We start from the raw sequence: 24,618 nt of genomic DNA, 5'->3' as shown, positions 1-24,618 counted from the left end.
CTTACCAGTGGGCGTGCAGGAGTGAGAGCTCAGGGGGAGTTCGGCGCGCTAACGAATACCCGTGGACGTGATACCCTTTCCACATCTCAAGCGATCGCATCTGGAGGCAGCGCAGTGATCTTCAATGGTGCTGCCGGATGATTGACTTATGAAATCGACAGCCCAAAGTGAAGAGTTCATCAGGTTGAATTTCCCCAGGCTGGCTGCTGCCCTGGAGTTCATGCCGGTCGGGGTTACCATTGTTGATCGCGATCTGACCATACGGTTTTGGAATCCGGCTTTTTGCCAAGTGCAAGGGTTTCCGGACGGGGTAATGCATCCTGGCGTCACCATGGCCGAAGTGTTTCGTTACCTGGCGTTGCGCGGAGACTATGGGGCAGGCACGATCGACGACCTGGTGGCTGCCCGGGTAGAGCTTTGCTTGAAGTTCCAGCCGCACAATTTCACGCGAACCATGGCCAATGGCGTACAGCTCAATATCATTGGTCGCCCAATCTTTGACGCGGATGGAACGGTAAGCGGATTTGTGACCATTTACCACGATGTGACTGCCGAGAGGCGCCATGAGGTGGAGCTTGAAGCCAAGAATAGCGAACTGCGACAGGCCAAGCAGTTGGCCGAAGCCGCAAGCATGGCCAAGGGACAGTTCCTGTCCAATATGAGTCACGAGATCCGCACTCCGTTGAACTGCGTCATTGGCATGGCGTACTTGGCATTGAAAACCGAGCTCGCACCGCGGCAACGCGATTACCTCGAAAAGATCCGTTTCGCCAGTGAGCATGTGCTGCACATCATTGACGACATCCTCGACATTTCCAAGATCGAGGCTGGCAAGATGGCAATCCAAGCAGTCGAATTTGCGCTCGACGACCTGGTGCAGACAGTGACGACTGTGGTCGCGCAAAAGGCGGCCGGACGTAACCTAGAATTGGCGTTCGAGCGCGATCCTGACCTGCCGCCGATGCTGTTGGGTGATCCGCTTCGACTGGGGCAGGTACTCATTAACTACACCAATAATGCCATCAAGTTCAGCGAGCGCGGCAGGATCCTGGTCCGGATGCGCAAGGTGGCGGACGACACCCACGACTGTCTGGTTCGATTCGAAGTAAGCGACCAGGGTATTGGCCTGTCAGAGGCGGAGATCGCGAAGTTGTTTGTCTCGTTTCAGCAAGCTGACACGTCAACCACGCGTGAACATGGAGGGACGGGGCTTGGCCTTGCGATCTGCAAAGAGCTGGCCCAGTTGATGGGGGGCGAAGTTGGCGTCAGCAGCCAGCGCGGAATCGGCAGCACGTTCTGGTTCACCGCACAGCTCGGTGTGCCTTTCATGTCCAAGCCTATGCTGCTGGACCAACTCAATGATGCCGCCGCAGAGATGCTGGCGAGCAGCCATGGCACCGAGGGCGCGGTGGCGTCGAAAGCGGCGCGTATCCTGCTGGTGGAGGACAATACCTTCAATCAGCAAATCGCGCAGGAAATGCTGGAAGAAGTGGGCGCCACTGTTTGTATCGCCAATAATGGCCTCGAGGCGTTGACGTTGTTGCGCCAAACCGATTTCGACTGCGTGCTGATGGACTTGCAAATGCCGCAGATGGATGGATTGGAGGCAACGCGCCGGATCCGCGCCGCGCCTCAGTGGGCTGGTATGCCGGTGTTGGCGATGACGGCCACCGCCACGACCGAGGCACGGATGCGTTGCATTGATGCCGGCATGGACGATTTCATATCGAAGCCTATCCAGCCGGCCAGGATGTACCAGACCATCGCCAACTGGCTGCCGGAAGGTGTGGCGCTGGTTGGGGTGTGGCAGCAGCGTCCGCCGGTGTCCGCACGCAAGTGTGCACTAGGCGGCAACGCGGCCGTGATCGATTTAACGGTGCTGGCCAGCCTGTTGGGCGACGACTTGCAAAAGGTGCGGAAATTTGTGGACCAATTTTTGCAAATCACGCGGGAGGATGTCCGCAACATGGAGGCCGCGTTGGCGCGTGGCGACGTGCAGGCGGTGCGTGCACTCGGCCACCGCGTCAAATCGGCGGCACTTGGCGCTGGTGCTTTCAGCATGGCGGATTTGTGCCGTGAGCTGGAGCAACAGGGGCCAGGGGATGCGAGCAGCGATGTGGCGCGCGCCGAAGTGATGGTGGGGCAATTGAGCGATCTGCTGGACCTAGTGGAAGAGCAGGTCATGCGGAACAAAATTAGGGCATCTGCTGGAGCAGATCTGAATTCTTGAGGGGCAATCGGGATACATCAAAGGTGCGAAGCGAATGCTGGTTGGAGCGTTATGCGGTTTTTCGATGGCAAGTGAATGTGTGTGACCCAGCAGTTCACTGTTTCGCCCCTGCGGCGTTGCAACGCGCCTCCGAGCCGATGTCAGTGGTGCCATCACTGAGTGATGGCCAGGGCGTTGCGTGATCGGGTGTGGCGCGTGACGCCCTACCGGCATTGTCAGCTGACGCAACGCACCCCTCTGTCCAGGAGCCGGGCGATGTCCTCCAGCGTATAGGGCTTGCCGAGCAAACGGAATTGCTCCAGTCCAGGATGTTCCTGACGCATCATTGAGGTCGGATGGCCAGTGGCGAGGATGATCTCGGTATCAGGGTGTGCCTGACGGGTGGCGTAAGCCAGTTGGAGTCCCGTCATACCAGGCATGACCAGGTCGCTGAAGAGGACATCAATGTCAGCGTGGCGACGCAAAGCGTCGAGGGCATCAGCACCACTATTTGCTGAAATGACTTCATATCCGAGCAGCCTGAACAATTGCGCGGTGATGTCAAGCACGTCTGCCTGATCGTCAACCACCAGTACTTTGCCGATGGGATGTGCGCTGGCTTCGGAAGTACTCGGTTGACCGATCGCCGGGAAACTGAGCGTAATGCAGGTGCCTTGGCCGAGGCTGGATTCAATATCCAGTTTGCCACCGGCATCACTGGTCATGCCGAAGACCTGGCTTAGACCAAGACCAGACCCCTTGCCGAGCGGCTTGGTGGTGAAGAACGGCTCGATGGCACGGGACTTTGTTTCCTCGGACATTCCCATCCCCGTATCACGAACTTGCACCTGGACCTGTTCTTGCGGTTTCGTGAGGTCTGAAGAAGGTTGAACTTCGGCCAGTCCGGTGGTGACCGTGATGGTCCCGGTATCGGGTATGGCGTGCGTGGCGTTGACCACGAGGTTCAAGACTGCCGCTTCCAGTTGCGGGAGGTCAGCCAGGATGTCGGGCAGGCTAGGGCCGAGTTGAATGTCGAGATTGATCGTTCCCGGAACGGCGCGGCGCAGGACGGCCTCAAAGGCGGAGAGCGCCTTGTTGATATTGACGCACTCGAGTTTGTTTGGCTGCTGTCTTGCAAACGCCAGCAGTTGCTGGGTGAGTGCCGTCCCGCGCTTCGTTGCCCGTTCCATCGCTTCGATGGTTTTGAACCGAGCATGGCGGTCGCTTTCCAAGCGTAAGACATGCAGGCCGTTGCTGATAATGTTGAGCAGGTTATTGAAGTCATGGGAAATGCCGCCGGTCAGCTTGCCAATGGCGTCCATTTTCTGCGACTGGAACAAGGCATCCTTGGCTTGTTCCAGCGCATGTTCGGCTTCCCGGCGCTCTGTGGCGTCGCGGGTCACTTTTGCATATCCGACCAGTTCACCCATCTGGTTGAGCACCGGGTCGATGATGACGTGGGCCCAGAAGCGTGTGCCGTCCTTGCGGATGCGCCAGCCTTCGCGTTCGAACCGGCCCTTGGTCGCCGCGGTGCGCAGCGCAATATCCGGTAATCCGGCGGAGCGGTCTTCGGGCGTGTAGAAGCGGGAGAAATGCGTCCCGACAACTTCATCACTCCGGTAGCCCTTGATGCGCTCGGCCCCTGCGTTCCAGTTGGTGACAATACCCTCGGGGGAGAGGAGGTAGATGGCATAGTCCGTGACACCCTGGACGAGCAAGCGAAATTGTGCTTCGGTGGCGCGCACGGCTTCCTGGCTTCTTCTCTGTTCGGTGATGTCGCGCGTGATGCCGGCAAAGCCCTGGAGCACGCCATGGGGATCCGAGATGGGGTTCAGCACCACGCTCGCCCAGAATCGGGAGCCATCTTTCCTTGCCAGCCAGCCATCTTCTTCGAATCGGCCCTGGGCCGCGATTTGCAACACCTGGTCCGGATGACCGGAGCGGCGATCCTCTTCGGGATAAAGCAGGGAGAAGTGTTTCCCGAGAAGTTCAGCCTCGGTGTGGCCCTGGCATCGTTCAGCGCCGGCATTCCAATGCATGACGAGCCCTTCGGGCGACAAGGCGTAAACTGCGTAGTCCGTGACATTGTAGACAAAATGCATGAAGCGTTCTGCTTCGCGGTGGCGCGCCAAGTCATTCATGCAAGGTTCGCCTCTCATCGTCGGGGTTCTGGCTAGCGAAGACGCCAGCGCCAGGGTGCGACCAGGTTCGCATTGACAGCATAGAGCGAGCGTAATGACTGCGCAACAGTTGGTCAATCGTGCGGTGCTACCATCTTGATCCCTGCAAGGACTGCGACTGATCAGTGAGTGAGGGAGCTTTCGCCAGTTGCCACCTGTGGGTGGTGAGATCAGCGGAAAGAGAGCGTATGCAGATACATCGATGGTCGGCTGCATAATCGTGGATGTGGAGGTTCGGTGCGCGACGAGCCTGGGGCATTGCGTGGTACTGTGCAGGCAACTGCAAGACCTGGCGGCTGTCAGAGACGTCGCTCAGTCAGCCTCTTGGGTTTCCCGCCCAACGGCTGCGGCGGCAGCAACGTGCGCGGTAAGCGGGCTTGCCGATGCCACGCCGCGCAACGATCCTTGGTCGATACTTGGGGGCGGAGGGCAGTTGGCGCCCATTCACCGAGCCATGCTCCTTCAGGAACTTGTACTGAGTGTGCCTGGGATCATTAGAATCAGGCCGCAACTTTGCTCATAGCTACCACTGGACCCGATGCCCTTCGTTCAACCCTTGCTGGCCGCTCCATGGTTGCGGGCGGATTCAAGCTATCGATCATCGTGCTCGGAATCAGGACTGTGGCGCCGCGCTCTTTTGTTGTCTCATAGATGATATTCATCGCCCGCAGCTGCAATGCTGCGGGATGCCCTGCATACATGTCTGCCGCCTCGACAAACCTGCCTGCAATCGCTACTTCGGCAGAGCCGAGAATCACACGAGCCTGCTTTTCGCGCTCTGCCTGTGCCTGACGAGACATTGCGTCTTGCAAAGCGACGGGAATTGCTACGTCGCGGATCTCGACGGAGCTGACTGATATACCCCATGCCGCCGTCTTCCGCGCAATGACATCCTTCAGCAGCGCATCAGCCTCTTTGCGTTCAGATAACAGTGACGCCAGCATCGATGCACCGATCATTTCGCGCAACGACGTTTGTGCAACGCGATCGATTGCTTCCCGATAATGCGTGATCGCCAACGCCGCTTTTTCCGCGTCGTCTACATGCCAGAAAATGATCGCGTCGACATTGACGGGAACGGTGTCTCGGGTGAGCGCTTCGGCGGCGTTAAAGGCAGTGGTCTGAATACGCACGTCGATGATCGCGACCACGCTATCGATGATCGGAATGATGGCAAACAGGCCCGCTCCTTTGACGCTCTGCAGCTTACCCAGCCTCAAAATGACATACTTTTCCCACGCATTGGCCATCTTCAGCGATAGTGCGATGAGAACGCCGAGGGCGAAGAAGAGCAAGGCAACGTATGGCGCTCCCAAGTAAAGGGCGCCGGTGCTCGCCAGCAGGCAGACGCCGACTAAGAATGATGTAACGGGGTTCATGATGACCTCCGTGGGAATGCCCGTCTAATGAGTTCGGCTCGCGTTGAGACATGCGAGGTCATGGCAAAGTCCAGGGCAACGGGATCGCTCGCCGGGAAAGTACAACACAATGCTTCGTCCAGTGCAGCATCAAGACGAACCTGTTCGGACACGCCCATATCATTGTTGTGCGACGCGGCGTCGCCACGAGCTGACGCTGACAAATATTCGTCCATACGAAACTCCCTTCAAAGAATATGCAGAGCCAATCGGGCTGTGTATTCAACAGGGCGAATACTTCGGTCAGATGCAATGAATTCACTATGCGCCGAATGGTCGAAGTCGTCGGTACGCACGCGCACCCATGTCATCGATACTCACGCATCACACTGGCATTCTGTGCCTGATATCGTAGGGCGCAAACCGCTTGAACCGGACCATCTCGATTCTTTCGGTAGGTGGAGATGCCCAAGCAGGGGAATTCGGCCGGCAGCGGTTAGACAAGCGTTTCACCATCGCGATGACACATTACACTCCACTTTCTGGCAGCAGCTTTGCAGTCAGATTTGTGTGGTGCAGCGAAGGAAACTGATTCTTCAAGAGAAGCAGCCAACGCGCCGTCGATCGAAAGGCCCATAATAAGGGGAGACTGTGAGATCGCTGCGTGGCCGGCGTGCCATGGTGCTGCAGCATTACCGCCGAACATTGTGAGGTTTTCTACGGCGGAGCGTGGCCGTTGCACGCGCGATGCATGGAAAGCGGGAGGTCCTGTAGGTATGACGAACATCAAGGCTTGTCTCGGCTACATCAAGGACACGGGCACTTCAAAAGGCAGGGGCGTGTTTGCTAGTCGGCGGATATCGACTGGTGAACTCGTGGAAGCTTGCCCAGTTGTGCTGCTTTCCCCGTACTGGGCTCAGTTTCCCGAGGAGCTAAAGCGTTTGTTGTTCAATTGGGGACATTTGACAAAGGGGGAACCCGCGGGTTGCTTAGCCCTTGGTTGGGGCAGCATGTACAACCACGCCAATCCCGCAAATCTGAGGTACGTTGCGCTTGCTGAAGAGCAGCAGCTCCATTTCATTGCCGCCCGAGACATCGAAATCCATGAAGAACTGACCATTAATTACAATCATACTGGCGGCAATGTCAGCTCGACGGATGACGTTTGGTTTCGCAAGCATGGTGTGGCATTGATTACTTAGTCAGCCATGCGGTCGTCGCATTAACGCAGGTGCCCAACGTTTTGGCGCGAACTGTAACTTAGCTGTCGGACAGGCGTCTCGCTCGCGTCCCCGGCTTCTGATGTATATGGTAACTCGGGCGGTATGCTGGCACATTCATGCTGGCGATGCTGGTCCCGGGGACCAGACAGGACACGAGCGATCGTGTCGTTGCGTAGCCTCTGGTTACGCAGGTACGCCGAGGCAAAAGAGAAGCCATGCGTGCAGGCCAGGTCAATGGCATGATCAATGGCTGTTGCCTTCGCGCACTGCAGTCGGCGTTCTGGAGAGAATGACATGGCGTTGCCCCAGATGGTTTCAACACCATCACGATAGCACGAATCGCTTCCTTGCACGATCGATCCCCCGAATTGGACCGGGGGATCGAACCGGATTTTGCCTGGTAGCGCCCTGGAGATTCCCAGGCACGCCTGGCGCACGCCGCTTCTTCGCTCGCCAGAGTCCGCTTGGCGAACGTCGGACATTCCGAAGGCATCCTATGGCACTCGCCCACATCGACAATCGTGACAGAGAATGGATGTCTGCGATGAGACGGTAACTTCCCGACACCGCCTCCAGTTGGCGCCGCGGATTGGTCACGTTGAATTGGGGGGGCACGGTCGGGGTACTGGCGAGCCTTAGTTCGCGCGGCGATGGCGGATGCACCGTGTCTGTTCCTGCTATGCCGGTCGCGGGAGGGGCGTGAAAGGTCGTGCGGTGGCGAATTCCTGTTACGATGCAGGACCTGGAGGCCGCCATGCCAGGACATACTCCAGTGCCAGGGCGTGCGCTTCAAGGATCGCTGCCCGTGCGTTGCGCAGCGTGGGCGTACAGATGGTTTCGTCGGGTGGGCGTTGTCGATCTTTGGGGGCACCGATCCAGACCAACTGTGCCCGAACCCCACCCAGCACTGCGTTCGTGGATACGCGATAGGAATAGCCATCGATGATGCTGGTCTGGTCTACCAGTGCAAGTGGGCTATGGTGATTCATCGGAGCCTCTTCAACGAAAATGACCGGACATACTTTCATCTTAGCGGGTTTGCGATGGATTATAGGAATCCTTGTTCAAGCCCGGCATTGACCACTAGAATGACTGCCAACTGAACTCGACAGTATGTGGAATCGACGCCAGCCCTGGCATCAGGAGGGGCGTGCGGCAGATGTTGCTCACGCAGATGGGCTCGACGAGCGCGCGCGAGCAGGCAACACTGGCAGTTGCTTGTCTTGCTGTGGAGATGAGCTGTCGATTGATTGTTCCAGCGGATTGCGTGCAGGTGCCCAATTCGAAGCAGCACCTGCCGAAGAGCACGGTTACATCGTGTGGGCAACGGCGAAGTCGATGAAACCACGTTCAACCGACGTTGACACCAGTTGCACACGAATTGTTTGGCCCATCTTCAGCTCGGGTAATGCGCCCGTCAGCCGGCCTTCGGCTGGTGGGGTCAGGATCCGCACCCAGGAACCTTGGCTATTGAGTCCTGTGACAATCCCGCTGTAGTGCTGTCCAACGCTGGAGTGGAGCAAGAGGGCCGCCTCGGATTTACGTACCTGCCGTTCCACTTTTCTGGCGGCGTCTTCCTGGGCCGTACAATGCGCGGCCAGTTCGGCTAGTTCAGCATCCGAGTACGGAGCGGGGATTCGCGCCAATGCCGCTTTCACCAGGCGCAGCGTGATCAAATCGGGAAAGCGCCTGTTTGGCGCCGTCGAATGCATATAGTCCTGCACGGCCAGTCCAAAGTGACCTATGGGTGCGCCATGCTGTTTCTCGACGACATATTCACCCGATCCCATCAGCTTGACGATGATCAGTGACAAGTCCGGAAAGTGCAGGGGATCACGTTGATGCTGGCGCGCCAGAAACGTTTGCAGTGCCTTGCCGTCGGGGAGCGCCGGCAGTGTTGCCCCGTAGCCTTGCGCCACCTCGATGATGCGTGCCCAGCGTTCGGGCGAGCGTACCACGCGCCGCAGTGAGGCGCCACCCTGGGCTGCGAGATAATGCGCAGTGCATTCGTTGGTGGCGATCATGAACTCTTCGATCAACTGTCGTGCACGGTTGTGAGGTTGCAGGCGGATATCGGCGATCCGGTCGCCATGAAACAGTGCATGCGGTTGAAATCCCTCGAACTCGAGCGCACCCTGGGTGTGCCGCAGCAGGCGCAGCTTTTGTGCCAGAGCATCCTGCTGCCGCAGCAGGCTGGCGACAGCTGGAACACGTTGTGCTGCCACGGGTAGGGCCTCGGTCCCTTCCAGCCACGCCGATACAGCGTCGTAAGCAAGCTGTGCCTTGTTGCGCACTGTCGCTCGGAAGATTGTTGATCCGAGCAGGACGCCATCGGCACTGAAGTCCATTTGATTGACGATCGCGAGCCGGTTCACGTCCGGATTGAGTGAGGTCAGGTTGGTGCAGAGCAGCTCCGGCAGCATGGGGAAAATCCTGGCCGACGTATAGACGGAAGTGGTATTGTGACGGGCATGCTGGTCAATCGGCGTCCCTTTGGCAACAAGGGCGTCGACATCGGCGATGGCGACGGACACGCGCACGACACCATTTGGCAGTGATGCGCTGACCGTCAGCTGATCGAGGTCATGTGAATCGTCATTGTCGATGGAGAACCAAGGCAGGTCTGAGAGGTCGACGATACCGGTGGTGGCTTCGAGCGGCGCCAATGGAATGTGGGCTAGCTGCTGGAGAACAGGGGGAGGGAACTCGGGTTCCAGTCCCCGGCTGAACATCGCCAGCGCCGCGATCGTTGCCAGATTGGCCCGTTGATTCTTTAATGCACTGCGCATGGTCGCTCCCGGACGGTCGATCGAACCGCCAGCCTTGGGGAATTAGGCGTGCGCGGCAGTACACCGTATGACCATGGTCTCGATGGACCTGGATGTGCCCCGAGGACGCTCTGATTACATGGCTCTAGCATAGTCCGATTTTTGCAGCAGCGGAGCGACCGGTGTGCCGGCCTCGGTCGGTGGCACTGGACGCTGCACCCTGTGAGGCATGCTGTTGAGTTACTGAGTCGCCCCGTCACGACGATCGAATCTCACTAACGTTTGTGCTGAGTCAAGCGTTAGTCTGAGCCGTTCTTTCGCGGAACTCGAGCGGGTGTCGTGTCGCCAGTACTTTATCGATGCGCAGCCCGTCCAGGTCGACTACTTCGAAATCCCACCCCTGCCAGTGACAGATGTCGCCCGTTCGAGGAAGCGTTCCGAGCAACAGCATGACCATGCCGCTGAGGGTGTTATACCGGCTCTTTTCCTCTTCGGGAACGCTCAGAAGTGACAGATGGTCCTTGAGCTCGGGAACCGGAATTAATCCATCAAGAAGCCAGCTGCCGTCCTTTCGCATCACCGCCCAGCCGTCTTCGGCGCGCGAGGGCTTGAATTCGCCAGTAATGGCCTCCAGCACGTCTTGCAGTGTGACGATACCTTGTACTTCGCCGTACTCGTCGACAATGAAGACCAGATGAGTCCCTGTCTGCTTGAAGTGTTCCAGCAACTCCATGCCGGTCAAGGTCTCCGGCACAAAGACGGGCTGCTGAAGCTGGGTGCCCAAGTCCAGTGGGGTACCATGCAATGCTTGCGACAGCATTTGGCGCGCGCTGGCGATACCCTTTACCTGATGCCAGCCACCACTAAGCACAGGGAAGCGGGAGTGCTCGCAATTGTCGAAGCGCGCCAAATTGGTGGCCAGTTCGTCGTCCAGGTCAAAGTAGATGACATCGTTGCGCGGCACCATGAAGGAGGCCAGTTGCCGTTCATCTAACCGGAACACGTTGCGTACCATCTGGTGTTCGTGGACCTCGATGACGCCGGTTTCGGAACCCTCTTCCAGCATCATGTGCAGGTCCTCTTCGGTGATCGGCTGTGTTCCGGTCTGTCGCACACCAAGGGCGCGCAGCACCAATTGTGTGGACGCTGACAGCAGTTTGACGAATGGCTTGGCAAGCCCTGCCAGGATCACCATGGGACGCGAAACGATGCGCGCCAACGATTCTGGATGCAGTTGGCCTAAGCGCTTGGGAACCAGTTCGCCGAGCACGATCGAAAAGTAGGTAATCGTGAGGACGACCAGGGCCGTTGATACATTGTGGGACCAGCCAAGGGGAATGCCAAGGGATATCAGCCATTGGCCAAACGGCCGTGCAAGGGTCGCTTCGCCGACAATGCCGTTCAGGACACCGATCGACGTAATACCGATCTGTACGGTGGACATGAATTTGTTGGGATCGGCGTCGAGTTGCAGGGCTATCTCCGCTGCGCTGTCACCGTTGTCCGCAAGCTTGCTGAGCCGGGCCTTGCGGGCCGTCATCAATGCGACCTCGGACATCGCGAACATGCCGTTGAGCAGGATGAGCCCGAAAAGGACGGCAATTTCCATTGTTAACCCTTTCATGCCCATGCGTGCACTGAGCCAGCCTGCTGGTGCACGAAACGCGGCCCGGACCAACGTCAGATCTACCGGTTCCATTCTGACGAGATATTTTAGCGCGTTTGGCACGCAAGCTTCCCATCATCCGCGCCGGGCTTCGGAGTGTTCGACATCACGAAGTGGATGTGGCATTGCTGGGTACACCCAGAGTTTGGCAAGTCCCAGCGCGACGCGATGTCCTTGACGATCTTTCAAATGGTGCCCTGACGAGACGTGGCGGCATCCGGAGCAGGGAACGGGCCGCGTGAGCAGACCAGGGATCGCGGCGTCTAGACGGTTACGGTTTTCCGGGCGCCGGCGGCGGCTGGGATGCGAGCCGGCGACGATGTTCGGCATCAAACAGCACGCGCATGATCAGATGGGCCGAGACCGGATAGAGTTTCAGAAGCGCCTCGGCATATTGATTACCCCGGGTGATGGATAAGTGGATGGCACCATCCACAACTTGGGACATGGCCTTGTTGCGGCGGGTTGTCGTGCCGGTTGTGCGCGAATTCGCCATCTGCTTCAAGGCCCTGAGCTGCTCGCTGGGCTGGGCCGGGTGTGAGGCATCCGAGTCCCGCCGGGAGCCTGCGTTCGAGAGGATGCGCAACGCGACGTCAGGTGGTACATGGTGCCGACGCAAATGTGCCCATGCGTTGACGCTGCCCCACAGCATGTCGACATCTAGTCCCGTGGCCACGACTTCTGCGATGGGACTGCTTAAACGAATGTACTGTTTCATAGTCAGGTAATAGCATGGTGCGCGTGGGCGGGGCTTCACTTATTCGGGGATGGGAGGTATTGCAAGGCGAGGCAGCGTAATCGTAAACACGCAGCCAACTTCAGGCAGATCGCGTACGCTCAGTTGCCCTCTGTTCGCGACGACAAACTGCCGGGCGATGGTCAGGCCCAGTCCCAATCCCGAGCGGTCGGCACCGCCTTGCTCGAAGGGCTGGAACATGCGTGCAGCCAGGTCGGCGCCTAGCCCGCCGCACTGGTCGGCGACTTCGATCAGGACACTGTCATCGACAGCACGGCATGCCAATGTTACCTCGGAGTGCAGATGCGTGAACTTGAAGGCATTCTGCAGGAGGTTCACCACTGCAGCGAGCAGCATCGGCCGATTGGCCCGTATCGCCAACTGCGGGTCGACAGGCAAGATCTTCAGTTGGCATTGTTTTGCCACCGCCGCCAATGCCGTTGCCGCTTCGATCTCCACAACAAAGTCGGCCAGGGAGAAGATATCCCGCACGCCTTCAATGTGCTCATGACGCACGAGTGAAACGGCGTTCTGAATCAGGCTGGTTAAGCCGTTCAGGCTGCGCTCCAGGACAGCGCCAGTGGCACCGCCCAGGTTGAGGTTCCCCGTCCGGCAGGCGGTATAGGCGAGTTTCGCGGTGCCCAGCAAGTTGCGTAGCTCGTGGACAAAGAAACCCATCCGCTTGTTTTCTTCGGCATTGTGGCGATCTGATTCAATGAAATCATGCTGGGAGCTAAAGGCACTCACCGCGTAGGCAATCGCATTGTCGAGGCAACGATTCAATGTCCTGAATTCATCGACGGAAAACGGCGCGTCGCGCTCGACAGCAAGGTCGGTGATGGCCTGGCACAAGTCGCCATAGTTGTGGACGACTTCATCGATCGTGAATCCCAGCGCAAGCATGTCCTGCCCGTGCAATGCCGCCGATGCACCCAGCTCTCCCCGGGCCACGCCGCACTCGGGGATGGCCGACATAGCCTGGCCTTCGAGTGCGCAGTGCGCCTGTTCCGTCCGCAGTGTACACGTCAGTTGATCGAGAAACATCGGCACGCCGTTTTGCAACTGCTCGGCCGTTGCGGAGTGCTCTCGCATGGCAACCTTTGCTCGGCAGCGGGCGATGAGCTCAGTACGATTGTTCGTCAGGAATTCATGCAACATAGCGGCCTTCCTCACCGTGCCATTGGAGCACTGGAGACAATGCTTATCCGGAGTCGCCGCAAGTTGGCCAGGTACGACCATGGCCAAGCGTTCAAAGGTGATCCCTACTTCTACCAGTATAGAGAAGAAATCCGGATATGGCATTGACGTCTTCGCCGATGATCCCAGCCTTCGGATATATGTTGGTAATCGAACAGAGAAGTGGATGGATGCGATACACAATAGCCTGCTTGCAGGAGAGGGGGGGGATGTGAAAAACGATGCGCTAAGGATTGCCCTGCCGGCCCTGCTGGCGGGCGCGACTCTGGCCGCTTGTGCCGGACTCCCCACGGTCTCACTAGACGACGCCAAGGCGGTGGCTGCCCAGGCGGCTCTGGTCAGGGACGCACATGGCAGATTGCCCGGTCCTGGCACGGAGCGGTTGCTGAAAAAGCGCTGGTCTTCATCAACACTGGACAGCAAGGCACTGGCCATCCTGGAAGAGGCGGCCACAGGTGTTCCTTTGATCGCTGGCAATAAAGTTGAGCTTCTGTTCGATGGGCCACTGACCATGGCCGAAATGGCAAAGTCCATTGCGGTTGCCAGGAACAGCATCAATTTCGAAACCTATGTCTTTGATCAGGATGAGCAAGGTGAACGATTTGCCGATCTGTTGATACTGAAGCAGCGCGAAGGAGTCGTCGTCAACGTGATCTACGACAGCGTGGGAACGATCAACGTGCCGCAGGCGTTCTTTGAGCGCATGCGCTCTTCCGGCATTCATTTACTGGCCTTCAATCCCGTCAATCCCGCGAAGCTGCGCGGCAGTGGCTGGAAGCTGAATAACCGCGGTCATCGCAAGCTATTGATCATCGATGGCAAGGTGGCTTTTACCGGCGGGGTCAACATCAGTGACACCTATGCCAACAGCTCGCCATTTCGTGCGCGCTTCGATCAGCGTGCCAACGACAGGGACGATTCAGGCTGGCGCGATACCCATTTAAAGATCGAGGGACCCGCCGTACCTGCCTTGCAGTGGGCATTTGTTCAAGCATGGCTGGAACAGGATGCTGACGAGCTGAGGGGGGCGGATTATTTCCCGAAGCAGGTCGTGATGGGGGATAAGGTCGTCAGGGTGCTCGCCAGCGCGCCGCATGGACATTTTGAGATCTACAAAGCGCTACTGCTCGCGTTGCAGGAGGCGAAGCAGTCAATCCACATCACGAGCGCCTATTTTGTGCCGGATAAGCAGACGCTGTCGGCATTGACGAACGCAGCACGGCGGGGTGTGGATGTGCAACTCGTGCTTCCCAGCATTTCAGACGCCGGCCTCGTGCGCCACGCCGGCAGGTCCAGCTACACACAACTCTTGGAAGCAGGGGTACGAATCCACGAGCTGAAACGCTCGGTGCTGCATGCGAAGACTGCAGTGGTGGATGGCGTCTGGTCAACGGTGGGGTCGACCAATATTGACCAGCGTAGTTTCGTGCACAACTACGAATTGAACGTGATCGTGATCGGCGATACCTTTGGTGCTGAGATGGCCAGCGCCTTCCAGGAAGACCTGCGCAATTCCAAGGAAGTGACGCTTAGCCAATGGCAGCGGCGTCCCCTCGTGGAGCGGGTGCAGGAGTGGTTTGCAGAGCTGCTGAAGTATTGGCTCTAGGTGACCCGTGGGGGCAAGCCGCGCTTCGTCCGGCTCGTGCACCGCGCGCTGCTTCGCTGACACGCGCAGGGCATGTGCGCCTACAACGATCGATCCGCGCGCCACTATCATAAAGATACCAGAAGCAATGCAATGCAGCGTCACAAGGGACCCAGCCATGGAACTCTATCGCAGCCATGAAATCGACTGCGCCGCCAAGCGATCTTCATTGGGAAAGCCCACTGCAAGGTGGCGGTGCTATTTGAGCATCAGGCGTGTCGATGAAGAGCGGGTCAAGCACTATGAGGTCACGGTGACGACGTGGACAATTGACTCGGCACGCATGCTTGGATTGCTGTATGCGCGCGAGCATATTGACGCTGTATTTGGCATCGGATGATCTTCGTCGGTATGGGCGGTCCGCCGATGGGGCGCCAGGCCCGGTCACCCATCACTGCAAGGGTTTGGGCTACCAGGCACATGCATGCTGGCCTTTGCCAACCGTCCGTGGTGCTGACTGCATGCAGGCAGGCGGGCCGCGATCTGGCTTGGTCAATGCACTTGCTTGGCTGGGCAAAATGGACCACAGCGAAGGCGTTCGCTTCGTTGAACCGGAGATGACAATGAACATCCTACTTAACACCGTACTCGCAACTTGCGGGTTGATGATCTACGCGCAAGCAGTGGCGCAAATCACGCTATATCAAGGCGAAGGCTGGCGTGGTCGCGCCGTCTCCATTTCCAACATTGCCGACGACTTGCGTCGCGTCGGTTTCAATGATCGCGCTTCATCCGCCGTGATTGAGCGCGGGCGTTGGGAAGTCTGTGAAGATGCCGACTTCCATGGGCTATGTAGAGTTTTGCAGCAAGGGAGCTATGATTCACTTGCTGGCATGGGATTGAATGATCGTATTTCTTCAGTTCGGCCGGTGCGGGGCTACGCGCATGATGACCGCATGGCGCCCACACCATTGCCGCAGCCTTACTATGCGTACCGCCAGCGCCCGCACGAGCGGAGGTATGATGCCCGAGTCACCTCAGTACGTGCGGTGGTAGGGCCACCTGAGCAACGTTGCTGGATCGAGCGGCGCCAGGTTGCAAGGTCAAACGATATGAATAATGCCGGCGGCGCCATCGTGGGAGCCTTGCTTGGTGGCGTCTTGGGGCATCAGGTTGGCGGAGGAACGGGCCGCAACATCGCGACGGTCGGCGGCGCATTGGCCGGCGCTGCGATCGGATCGAACATGGGAGGCGATGGCCGCGGTAACTATGGCCAAGATGTGCGCCGTTGCGAAGAAGTCGCCAGCACGACGCCAGCATATTGGGATGTCACGTACCAGCATCGCGGCATCAATCATCGCGTGCAGTTGGCGACGGAACCGGGCGAGTTCATTCAGGTCAACGAGGACGGCCTGCCACGCATGTAGCGACGGGACGATGGGCCTAGTGGTATGAGATGGCAGCCGCGGACGATTCGTCAGGCACGACCATCGGCCCTGGCCGCTGTGCTGGCAGAATCCTATGAACTGGGCCAGGCGACCAGTCTGTTGGTTGGTCAATCGCTGGCGGTGCTCCAGTCGCCCAGGATGCATACTGCCGTGTTGGTCTCGCAAAGACCGCGATTCCATGGGCGGCACGGTGGCGCGGGCCTTGGTGGTACGGCGAATGCCGCGCGAGTCCAGGCAGCGTAGCAGGGGTGCGCTTGGCACTGCTTGACGACATTCACGCCGATGTCAGTGTGCCGGGAGGAAATTGCACTGTCCATGCGGTACTTAACCGGAGGGGTTTTTACCGACAGGAAAGCAAATTGGCCGTGCCAGCGTCAAGTAGGTCAGCACCTTCGCCACCACCACAAACTGGCGTCGCGCAAGCCTGCTCTATCGCGTCCAGTGGGTATTGGTATATGATTTAACATTGCAACCGTTCTCGAATGACTTCCAGCCAATTGCACAGGACTGATTTGGCGCTGTCCTGCCTGAATGCATGCAATGTCCGATTGGATCAAATTCGCTGTGTATTCAGATTGATATGGAAAACCCTGGGGCTCGGCGCCAACAGATCAAGGATTTACTTTCTTCACTGCCAGCTGGCGAGCCGGGCAGTGCGCTTGTCACATTGTTGCGCCCCCTGCGCCTACAGGTCGCGTCGCTGGTTAGCGAAGATGGCTTCAATTTCCTCCTTGAGCGAACCGTCTTCCTGACTGGCCAATCATTTCAATGGATCAACGCGGAACCTGCCGCCAGCGCGGAGAGAGAACTGGACACCTTACGGGCGAAGCTGGCAACCCGTACCCACGAGGACGCACTGGCGGCGAGCACGTTCCTGCTGTCGAGTTTTGTTGACCTCGTGGCTTCTTTAATTGGCGACTCCCTGACCGATGGCATTTTGCGTGCGGCGTGGGGGGGCGATGCCCTAGGCACCTTGGGCGAGGATAAGCAAACATGAGCAATAAGGTAATCATCAAACGCCTGGCAACGGGTATCCCCGGCCTGGACGAATTGCTCGGAGGTGGTATCCCGGAATTCTCGTTCAACCTCATCGCAGGCGCACCTGGATGCGGGAAAACGACGCTGGCGCACCAACTCATGTTTTCCTTGGCGGGACCGGATTGCCGCGCCATATTCTTCACCGTGTTGGGGGAACCTACGATGAAGATGCTGCGTTACCAGCAGCAATTTTCATTCTTTGACCTGAAGAAGGCCGGGCAGGCCGTCAAGTTTGTGAACCTCGCAGATGAAATCCTGACTGGCGACTATGACCTGGTGCTGGCGCGTATTGCGGAGGAAACCAAGGCCTTTATGCCCAGCCTGATCTTCGTGGACTCCTTCCGCTCCATCGTCCAGGCCAGTGATTACAACGACAAAGGGCCGGCCGATTTGCAGCATTTTGTCCAGCGCCTGTCGATGCAGATGACCAGTTGGCATGCGACGACCTTCCTGATTGGCGAGTACGTCGAAAACGAGTCACAGACTGGCCCGGTATACACCATTGCTGACGGCATATTCTGGCTGTCGCAAAGTGCACAGCGCAACTCGGTCGTGCGCAAGATACAGATCGTCAAGATGCGGGGCCAGGCCAATAGCCCAGGTTCGCACACGTTCCGAATCAGTAAGGACGGCCTGCACATCTTCCCGCGCGCCGTGGTCTCGCGCAGCTTGGCGCCAAGAAGCGATCGCCATGCGCCTGCTGCACAGCGGCGCCTGTCGACCGGTGTCGCCGACTTGGACCAGATGCTGGGCGGTGGCATTCCGGTCGGCTATTCGGCGTTGCTGGTGGGCCCGTCGGGCTCTGGCAAGACCGTGCTGGCGACCGAGTTCCTGGCGGAGGGCGTGCGCAACGGCGAGACCGGCGTCATTGCTGCCTTCGAGAAAAGCCCCAGCCAGTTGCTGAGCCAGAAACTCGATGATCTGGTCCAGGCAGGTAGAATCGGCGTCATCGATACGCATTCGCTCGACCTCTCGATCGATGAAACATTGTACGAAATGGTGACCATGATCCGCGCGCTCGACGCCAAGCGCGTGGTAATCGATTCGCTGTCGGGATTCGAACTCGCGTTGGCGCCGGCATTCCAGGATGATTTCCGCGAATCGCTGTACCGCCTGGTGGCTGTCTTGACCAGCATGGGCGTGACGGTATTGATGACCACGGAACTGGAGGACCGCTATACGGACCTGCGCTTCAGCCCCTACGGCAACGCGTTCCTGGCGGACGCCATCATCATGCAGCGCTATATTGAAATGGCGGGTGAATTCAGGCGCGTGATCTCGGTCGTGAAGGTGCGCGGAAGCGGTCACAGCAAGGCCATTCGCCTGTTTGATATTGCGGACGACAAGATTGTGATCGGTCCGGGGCTCAGTGAATACGAGGGCATCTTGTCGGGTTGTCCGATCAAGGCGCAGCGGACTGATACCTCCGAACCATAGGAGGATGTATGGACTCCTGGGAGGAACGGCGGAAGACCAGGCGAGACCGGCGCTTAGACACCGGCGAGCCAGTTGTCGCCGCGCAAGCACCACCCCAGGCCGGACGCCGTCAACGGCGATCCAAGGCATCTCCCATGCCCGACCTGATCGCGATCGAGAACGCGCGCCTGCAAGATGAATTGCGCGACCATATTGGCCGACTGCAGGAAGCCAATCGACAGTTGGTCATCTCGAGTGTCAATGCGCGAGAATTGGCGGAACAATTGCACGCCGCCCAGGCCGAGATGGTGCATCTCGCGCATCACGATCACCTCACCACCCTGCCCAATCGCCGACAGTTCACGAAGCAGCTTGCCGATCGCATTGCACATGCTGGGGCGCATGGCTGTAAGCTGGCCTTGCTCTTTATTGACCTTGACCGGTTCAAGGTGGTCAACGACTCCCTCGGCCATGGCGTGGGTGACCTGTTGCTGCAAGCCGTTGCACAGCGCCTGGCTGCCAGCGTGCGCGGCACGGACGCCGTATGCCGCGAAGGCGGTGACGAGTTTGTCGCCATGCTGGCCGATGTGGCGCACGCGGAGGATGTTTCGGCCCGCGTCGCCCATATCCATCACCTGCTGACCGCACCGTACACCATTGCGCAGCACGTGCTACACATTGGCGCCAGCATTGGCATCAGCATCTATCCAGACGACGTCGCGGATCTTGAGGCGCTGATGCGCAGTGCCGACATTGCGATGTATAGCGTCAAGGAACATGGTCGCAACAGTTTTGCGTTCTTTGAGCCCCCCATGGATGTGCGTGCCATGGCGCGGCATCACATGGAGGTCAGCCTGCGCAATGCCCTGGAGCGACACGAATTCGTGTTGTATTACCAGGCACAGGTCAATCTTGCCAGCAACCGTACGGCCGGCGCAGAGGCCTTGATTCGCTGGCACCATCCAACCAAGGGGCTGCTGCTGCCCAAGGCATTCATCGGCATTGCCGAGGAGTGCGGCATCATCAAGCAGATCGATCGCTGGGTACTGCGTGAAGCCTGCCTGCAAGCCAAGTCGTGGCAGGACGCCGGCTATGCGCTGGAGACCATCAGTGTCAATATCTCGGGGCAGGAATTCGAATCCGCCGACTTTCTGCAGACGGTCTTTTCGACCTTGAACCAAAGCGGGTTACCTCCTCAATCGCTCGAACTGGAACTCACGGAAGGCACCTTGATGCGCGATAGTGCTGCGACGATCGAGAAACTTGAGACCTTGCGTGCGGCCGGGATCCGCATTGCCATCGACGATTTCGGCACTGGCTATTCCAGCTTGGGTTACTTGCGGCGCTTCCCGATCGACACCCTCAAGATCGACCAGACGTTCGTCGCGGACATCCATCCCGGTTCCGACGATGTGCTGGTCGATACGGTGATCAGTATTGGCAACCGGTTGCGCCATCATGTCGTTGCTGAGGGCATTGAAACGGTGGAGCAACTGGACTTCCTCAGAGAGCACGCTTGTGACACCGGTCAGGGATTTCACCTGTCGCCCCCATTGCCAGCAGCGGAGTTCGCGCAGGCGCTGGCTGGCAACAGGTAAGGGAATAGCGCTTGACTTCCACTGTGGGAGGAATATCGTGGCAGGATGCTAGTTCGCTAGCGCCAATCGGGGACTCGGATGGAACCGCGTGATGGTGAGCCTGATACTGGACTACCCAGCGACAGCGCACTGATCGCGAGTCTGCGCGAGGCAAACCTGCATCTCCTGTGTGCTGCGTTGAGCGCACGTGATTTGCAGGCCGAGGCGGAAGTTGCCCTGACGAATCAGGACCACTTTTTTGCCGTGCTGGCCCATGAACTGCGTGCCCCGTTGGCCCCGATCAAGCTGGTCGCCACGGCTCTAGGTGCGCTGGCGGCAAGCGACGATAGCTTACCGCGGCTGCGCCGGACACTGACCCGGCAGCTTGACTACCTGGTACACATGGTCAACGGACTGGATGATGTCACGCGCATCAGGAATGGAAAACTGGCGCTCGACCTGCATGAAGTCAGGGTGTCCGACGCGCTGGTGACAGCACTGGAAATGGTGCGACCGTTGACCGAAGCCCGGCAGCAACAACTGACTGCCCAAGTGCCGCAGGATCCACTGCTGGTATGCGGCGACCATGAACGACTGGTTCAGGTGTTCTTTAATCTCTTATCGAACGCCGTCAAATTCACGCCCTCGCAGGGACTGATTTCGGTGCTCGTCAAGCGAAGTGGCGATTGCGCCAGTATTGCGATCCAGGATAACGGCCCTGGCATCGCATCCGTGTTTCTTCCCTTCATGTTCGATATGTTTGCGCAGAGTGGCGCACCGCAGAGTCATTCGCGGGCGGGTTCGGGTATTGGTCTTTCACTGGTCCGTTCTCTGGTGGAAATGCATGGCGGCACAGTGAGAATTGACAGCCCAACACCCGGCGCAGGCTGTACTGCCACCGTCCTGCTGCCGCTCATATCCTCTCGATCAGGCGGCACGTAAATAATGAAAATAACCGCAGCGATGACCAAACATCCGTCGAAGAGCAGCCGAGATGGAGATTGAGCGCCGGATTGACCTCCCGCTTGCCGAGGTCGTGAGAAAGGGCTTTGAGCTGAACTTCAGTCGAGGCTTTCGGATCAGTGGAGAGTTCTTGCGGACGTATCGTGTTCCCCCGAAGGTGGTCGTACGCGTGATTAACTACGGACCGCGTCGAACGTCGGATCGGGAGCAATAGCGAAGCTGGTTGAGTGTCAGAGGTCAGGTGTTTACTACGGAGGTGATATGCCAATCTATCGCGCTGAAGGATTGCGCGCGTATGCCGAATTCGAAACAGCGCTTGCTGAGGAGCACCAGGTGGTCCATGAACTGGCTCAATGTGCCAAGATCGACGTATACAACCTGGTGGCCAGTGACCTTTTTGATCGAGTGAAAATCGCGCACGAGAAGATGCTAGCAGCCTACGCGACTATCGAGTGCTTCAGGCAATAACTTCCTTTCGGGTGGCAGTGTTCAGCCTTGACTGTTTCGGAGCGGCTGCATAAGCGCCGGCTATTTGCTGGTGGACGTGGCAAGGAAGCTATTCGGTCTGCCTGCTGGGAGTTCATTGGCCTGGGGGGCTGGGTCCTGCGATGCCGTGTGCAGTGAGCTTCGGTTGATCGAGCGCGTCCATCAGCTTTTGCTACGCGCGGCTTAATGCGCTGCGCATTCGGATTGGCGCCATATTGCTAGTTCGTCAATCATGCGACGAATCCCGTAAAAGGGCAGCGTCGATCTTAGGTAACGACCGACGCGGCGTTTGGCAGCCGGTTCAATGTGATTCAGAAGAAGGATGCCTTCGATTATGCCGCTTTGATGCGGGGAACCGGTCGCGTTAGCGTCATCAGCAGCGGCTGCCTTAAGTTTTGGTTTGTCAGGTATCCTAGCCCCTGGTGCTGTAAGGTTGAGCTCGCTTTTGCGCCGTCAAGCCGTGTTGTTGCGAGCAAGAGAACCCGCATGCAGAAGAAGTTTTCAGTAAAGGAATGGCTAGAGTGAATTGTTATTTGTGCGAGACGCCGGGCGCGCAGGGCGCGACCGCGGACGATGGAAACAGGCAGAGGGTAACCTGTCGATCTGGTAGCTGTGGTGAGTACGTCGTGACGCAACGTGCGATCCGCCGGTTGGTGGAGGGCGGCCCGAACAAGGTGGTCCTGGTCGAGATGGTTCAACGGGCAAACGCCAGGTCGCGCGTGCTGGACATTTCAGTTGCTGACGATGGCCTGGTTCAGACGACCGAACTTGCACCAGCGGATTGAGGGAGATACACCAGTTCTATCGGGGGACAACGACGAGCATTCTCAACCTGCGAAGGCGCCTGGACGAGTCCAGCGAAGCGCGAAAAGTCGTGAAACTGTGGGCAGGATCGGGTTGAATGCCGACTATTTGCCGCGTTCTAATGACTCCACCGTATCGAAGATGTGGGCAGGCTACCGAGGGATACACGCGCTGCCGCCATCTGATCCGGATGGCGCTCCTGGTTCCAATCGACCACATCACCCAGCGGCGTTACCAGACGAAACGCCGTCACGTCCGCATGCATGGCCTGGATGTTGGCGCCAGTGCCGTGCGTGCCGGTGCTGATGGCACCAGCCAGCGACTGCATGTCAATATCTGGCAGGTTACGTAAGGCAAAGCCCAAGGAATCCAGTTGGCGCGACACCATGGAAAGGCGAGTGCCCGCTTGCAGGGTGACCGACATGGCGGCCTTGTCGTACGCCAGCACGCCGTTCATGCGCTCAAGGGAAACGATCGTATCGTTGGTTGGCACCAGGGCAGTGAAGGAATGGCCCGCGCCAACACAGCGCACCGTGCCGGCCGCATTGCGCAGCAGGTTTGCCAAAGCCTGCTCGTCAGCTGGCGTGGCCAGCGACCTGGCATGGCACTGCTGCACCTCCGACCAGTTCTTCCAGCGGAATGGGCGCGCTGGCGCCGGCACGGTTTGCGCGSGAGCCGTAAGCAGGCCCGCCGTAGCGGCCATGGCGCCAGCTTTCAGGAAAAGGCGACGCTGCTTCATGTCCCACTCCTTGCCATGAAGAGGGTGAGGGCGCGCAAATCGTCTGCGCTGCAGTCATTGCACTGGCCCAGAGCCGGCATGGCGTTGAAGCCATCGCTCGCGTGACGCAACAGTTGGTCGACACCTTTGTCCATGCGCGGCTTCCAATGCGGCGCAAAGCCTGCAAGTGGAGCCCCGCTGCCGTTCCGGGCATGGCAAGCCACGCAAGAACGTTCATAGCGCTCCGCGAGCCGAGCATCGACTGGCCGGGAAGTCTCCGCCCATTGAAGGTCGGCTGCGGCCGGCTCCTGTCTAGCAGCAGAACAGGCACTTAGGCTGGTAAGCACCATTGCAACGCCCAACATCGTTCGCATCGACTCCCCTTCTTCAAGTGGAATAACGTCGAATGAGAATAACGATGAACTTCGGAAAAACAACGTTTTTCCTCGGGTGAGACAAGACCTTTGCTAAAAAAGCTACAGAATCAAGCAGGCTTGAAACGGTGCAGGATACCGGTCAGGAGGACGTCTATTAATGCATCGAGGTGGCGATTGAATTCGTCGTGCTCGAACCAGGGCTCGTTCTCACCGAACACCAGGCGTAGCGACACCATGCCGTGTAGGCCTTCCCAGAAGATTTGCGCCATGGCTTCTGCCTGGTCTGGCGCAATATGCCCCTCGGCGGCAAGATCGATAAAGAGCTGGCAGGCAAAGGCATAAGGATCTTGCGCCTGGTTGCCATGTTCAACGCGCGAACTCTCCACCGGAGCGTGTGGGCGACGCTCCATAAATACCAGCGCATACTGGTCGGGGTGCCGCATGCCGAAAGTGACGTAGGCCTTGCCCACGCGGCGAATGTTTTCCAGCAGAGGCATGCTCGCAGCCACCGCATTGCGCATGGCCTTGACTAGATCAAGCAAGTCGCTGTCCATCGCCTGGGTGATCAGCGTGGCCTTGTTCTGGAACAGGTTATAGACCACGGTCGTTGAAAAGCCTGCCCGCTCGGCGACCTTACGCAGCGTGATCTCGCGCGCACCACCGGTTTTAATCAGGGCGCGCACAGCCTTGATGATGTCTTTGCGGCGCTGTTCGGATTCGCGAAGTTTGCGAAGTTCTACGCTGGTGGTCTTGTTCATTCGATTCGTCAAGTTTCGGCTGATGCGGGACTGAGACTAGCACGTGCCAGCTGCTTTCATCAACGTGAAATGGTTTGCCGGGTTATTTTTGCTCGACCCGCGTAGCTACAA

Annotated in this window: 20 protein-coding genes; 11 read left to right on the top strand and 9 right to left on the bottom strand. The window is 58.4% G+C overall.

Annotated elements, in window-relative coordinates; translation table 11 throughout:
- Nucleotides 1-148 precede the first annotated feature (148 nt).
- The gene (locus tag ASD58_RS18280) at nucleotides 149-2,230 is read left to right on the top strand and encodes a response regulator (protein WP_082565513.1); all 2,082 of its coding nucleotides are present in this window, start codon (nucleotides 149-151) and stop codon (nucleotides 2,228-2,230) included.
- Between the two features lie 215 nt (nucleotides 2,231-2,445).
- Here the strand turns inward: ASD58_RS18280 and ASD58_RS18275 are convergent, their stop codons facing one another.
- Together ASD58_RS18275 and ASD58_RS18270 are read right to left on the bottom strand one after the other, a co-directional pair.
- Nucleotides 2,446-4,350, bottom strand: a complete 1,905-nt coding sequence (locus ASD58_RS18275) for a PAS domain-containing sensor histidine kinase (RefSeq protein WP_082565512.1) — start codon at nucleotides 4,348-4,350, stop codon at nucleotides 2,446-2,448.
- A gap of 539 nt (nucleotides 4,351-4,889) precedes the next feature.
- Complete coding sequence (locus ASD58_RS18270; RefSeq protein WP_082565511.1) at nucleotides 4,890-5,768, bottom strand: slipin family protein; 879 nt, start codon at nucleotides 5,766-5,768, stop codon at nucleotides 4,890-4,892.
- A 755-nt stretch (nucleotides 5,769-6,523) separates the two neighbouring features.
- Between ASD58_RS18270 and ASD58_RS18265 the strand changes: the two genes are divergently transcribed.
- Nucleotides 6,524-6,949: an SET domain-containing protein-lysine N-methyltransferase gene (locus tag ASD58_RS18265; RefSeq protein WP_057262656.1), complete on the top strand. Its 426-nt coding sequence runs from the start codon at nucleotides 6,524-6,526 to the stop codon at nucleotides 6,947-6,949.
- Between the two features lie 1,331 nt (nucleotides 6,950-8,280).
- Here ASD58_RS18265 and ASD58_RS18260 read toward each other — a convergent pair.
- The 4 genes from ASD58_RS18260 to ASD58_RS18245 all read right to left on the bottom strand — a co-directional run bounded on the left by ASD58_RS18260 (nucleotide 8,281) and on the right by ASD58_RS18245 (nucleotide 13,298).
- Complete coding sequence (locus tag ASD58_RS18260; protein ID WP_057262655.1) at nucleotides 8,281-9,759, bottom strand: RNB domain-containing ribonuclease; 1,479 nt, start codon at nucleotides 9,757-9,759, stop codon at nucleotides 8,281-8,283.
- A gap of 271 nt (nucleotides 9,760-10,030) precedes the next feature.
- On the bottom strand, nucleotides 10,031-11,347 hold the full coding sequence (locus tag ASD58_RS18255; RefSeq protein WP_057262654.1) for a hemolysin family protein: 1,317 nt from the start codon (nucleotides 11,345-11,347) through the stop codon (nucleotides 10,031-10,033).
- A 328-nt stretch (nucleotides 11,348-11,675) separates the two neighbouring features.
- Nucleotides 11,676-12,122: a hypothetical protein gene (locus tag ASD58_RS18250; RefSeq protein WP_057262653.1), complete on the bottom strand. Its 447-nt coding sequence runs from the start codon at nucleotides 12,120-12,122 to the stop codon at nucleotides 11,676-11,678.
- 39 nt (nucleotides 12,123-12,161) lie between these two features.
- Nucleotides 12,162-13,298 carry a sensor histidine kinase KdpD gene (locus tag ASD58_RS18245; protein ID WP_057263021.1) on the bottom strand — a complete coding sequence of 379 codons (1,137 nt, stop codon included), beginning with the start codon at nucleotides 13,296-13,298 and terminating at the stop codon, nucleotides 12,162-12,164.
- Between the two features lie 79 nt (nucleotides 13,299-13,377).
- On the opposite strand from ASD58_RS18245, the gene cls reads away from it, so the two are divergent.
- The 9 genes from cls to ASD58_RS31335 all read left to right on the top strand — a co-directional run bounded on the left by cls (nucleotide 13,378) and on the right by ASD58_RS31335 (nucleotide 22,635).
- The gene (cls, locus tag ASD58_RS18240; RefSeq protein WP_229210019.1) at nucleotides 13,378-14,943 is read left to right on the top strand and encodes a cardiolipin synthase; all 1,566 of its coding nucleotides are present in this window, start codon (nucleotides 13,378-13,380) and stop codon (nucleotides 14,941-14,943) included.
- A gap of 157 nt (nucleotides 14,944-15,100) precedes the next feature.
- On the top strand, nucleotides 15,101-15,322 hold the full coding sequence (locus tag ASD58_RS18235; RefSeq protein WP_057262652.1) for a hypothetical protein: 222 nt from the start codon (nucleotides 15,101-15,103) through the stop codon (nucleotides 15,320-15,322).
- 223 nt (nucleotides 15,323-15,545) lie between these two features.
- Nucleotides 15,546-16,349, top strand: coding sequence for a beta/gamma crystallin-related protein (locus ASD58_RS32640; protein ID WP_304438519.1), 804 nt, complete (start codon nucleotides 15,546-15,548; stop codon nucleotides 16,347-16,349).
- A 601-nt stretch (nucleotides 16,350-16,950) separates the two neighbouring features.
- Nucleotides 16,951-17,367 carry a hypothetical protein gene (locus tag ASD58_RS18225; RefSeq protein ID WP_057262651.1) on the top strand — a complete coding sequence of 139 codons (417 nt, stop codon included), beginning with the start codon at nucleotides 16,951-16,953 and terminating at the stop codon, nucleotides 17,365-17,367.
- Nucleotides 17,364-18,845 (top strand): ATPase domain-containing protein, encoded by a 1,482-nt coding sequence (locus ASD58_RS18220; RefSeq protein ID WP_057262650.1) that lies wholly within the window; start codon nucleotides 17,364-17,366, stop codon nucleotides 18,843-18,845. Before ASD58_RS18225 ends, ASD58_RS18220 begins: the two co-directional genes overlap by 4 nt.
- 134 nt (nucleotides 18,846-18,979) lie before the next feature.
- Complete coding sequence (locus ASD58_RS18215; protein ID WP_057262649.1) at nucleotides 18,980-20,422, top strand: bifunctional diguanylate cyclase/phosphodiesterase; 1,443 nt, start codon at nucleotides 18,980-18,982, stop codon at nucleotides 20,420-20,422.
- Nucleotides 20,423-20,500: 78 nt separating this feature from the next.
- Nucleotides 20,501-21,343 (top strand): sensor histidine kinase KdpD, encoded by an 843-nt coding sequence (locus ASD58_RS18210; RefSeq protein WP_057262648.1) that lies wholly within the window; start codon nucleotides 20,501-20,503, stop codon nucleotides 21,341-21,343.
- Between the two features lie 282 nt (nucleotides 21,344-21,625).
- Nucleotides 21,626-21,832: a hypothetical protein gene (locus ASD58_RS18200; RefSeq protein ID WP_057262646.1), complete on the top strand. Its 207-nt coding sequence runs from the start codon at nucleotides 21,626-21,628 to the stop codon at nucleotides 21,830-21,832.
- A 644-nt stretch (nucleotides 21,833-22,476) separates the two neighbouring features.
- The gene (locus tag ASD58_RS31335; RefSeq protein ID WP_156401353.1) at nucleotides 22,477-22,635 is read left to right on the top strand and encodes a hypothetical protein; all 159 of its coding nucleotides are present in this window, start codon (nucleotides 22,477-22,479) and stop codon (nucleotides 22,633-22,635) included.
- A gap of 137 nt (nucleotides 22,636-22,772) precedes the next feature.
- Here ASD58_RS31335 and ASD58_RS18190 read toward each other — a convergent pair whose 3' ends face one another.
- From ASD58_RS18190 to ASD58_RS18185, 3 genes are all read right to left on the bottom strand, one after another.
- Nucleotides 22,773-23,393 (bottom strand): FAD-binding protein, encoded by a 621-nt coding sequence (locus ASD58_RS18190; protein WP_057262644.1) that lies wholly within the window; start codon nucleotides 23,391-23,393, stop codon nucleotides 22,773-22,775.
- Nucleotides 23,390-23,722 carry a cytochrome c5 family protein gene (locus tag ASD58_RS32825; RefSeq protein ID WP_373994458.1) on the bottom strand — a complete coding sequence of 111 codons (333 nt, stop codon included), beginning with the start codon at nucleotides 23,720-23,722 and terminating at the stop codon, nucleotides 23,390-23,392. The genes ASD58_RS18190 and ASD58_RS32825 overlap by 4 nt, the downstream gene beginning before the upstream one ends.
- Nucleotides 23,723-23,856: 134 nt before the next feature.
- Nucleotides 23,857-24,507, bottom strand: coding sequence for a TetR/AcrR family transcriptional regulator (locus ASD58_RS18185; protein WP_057262643.1), 651 nt, complete (start codon nucleotides 24,505-24,507; stop codon nucleotides 23,857-23,859).
- Nucleotides 24,508-24,618: the final 111 nt, after the last annotated feature.

Source organism: Duganella sp. Root1480D1 (assembly GCF_001427305.1).
Classification (GTDB): domain Bacteria; phylum Pseudomonadota; class Gammaproteobacteria; order Burkholderiales; family Burkholderiaceae_D; genus Rugamonas.
The sequence above is the reverse complement of the archived record's forward strand: the minus strand, read 5'-3'. Positions and strand labels throughout refer to the sequence as shown.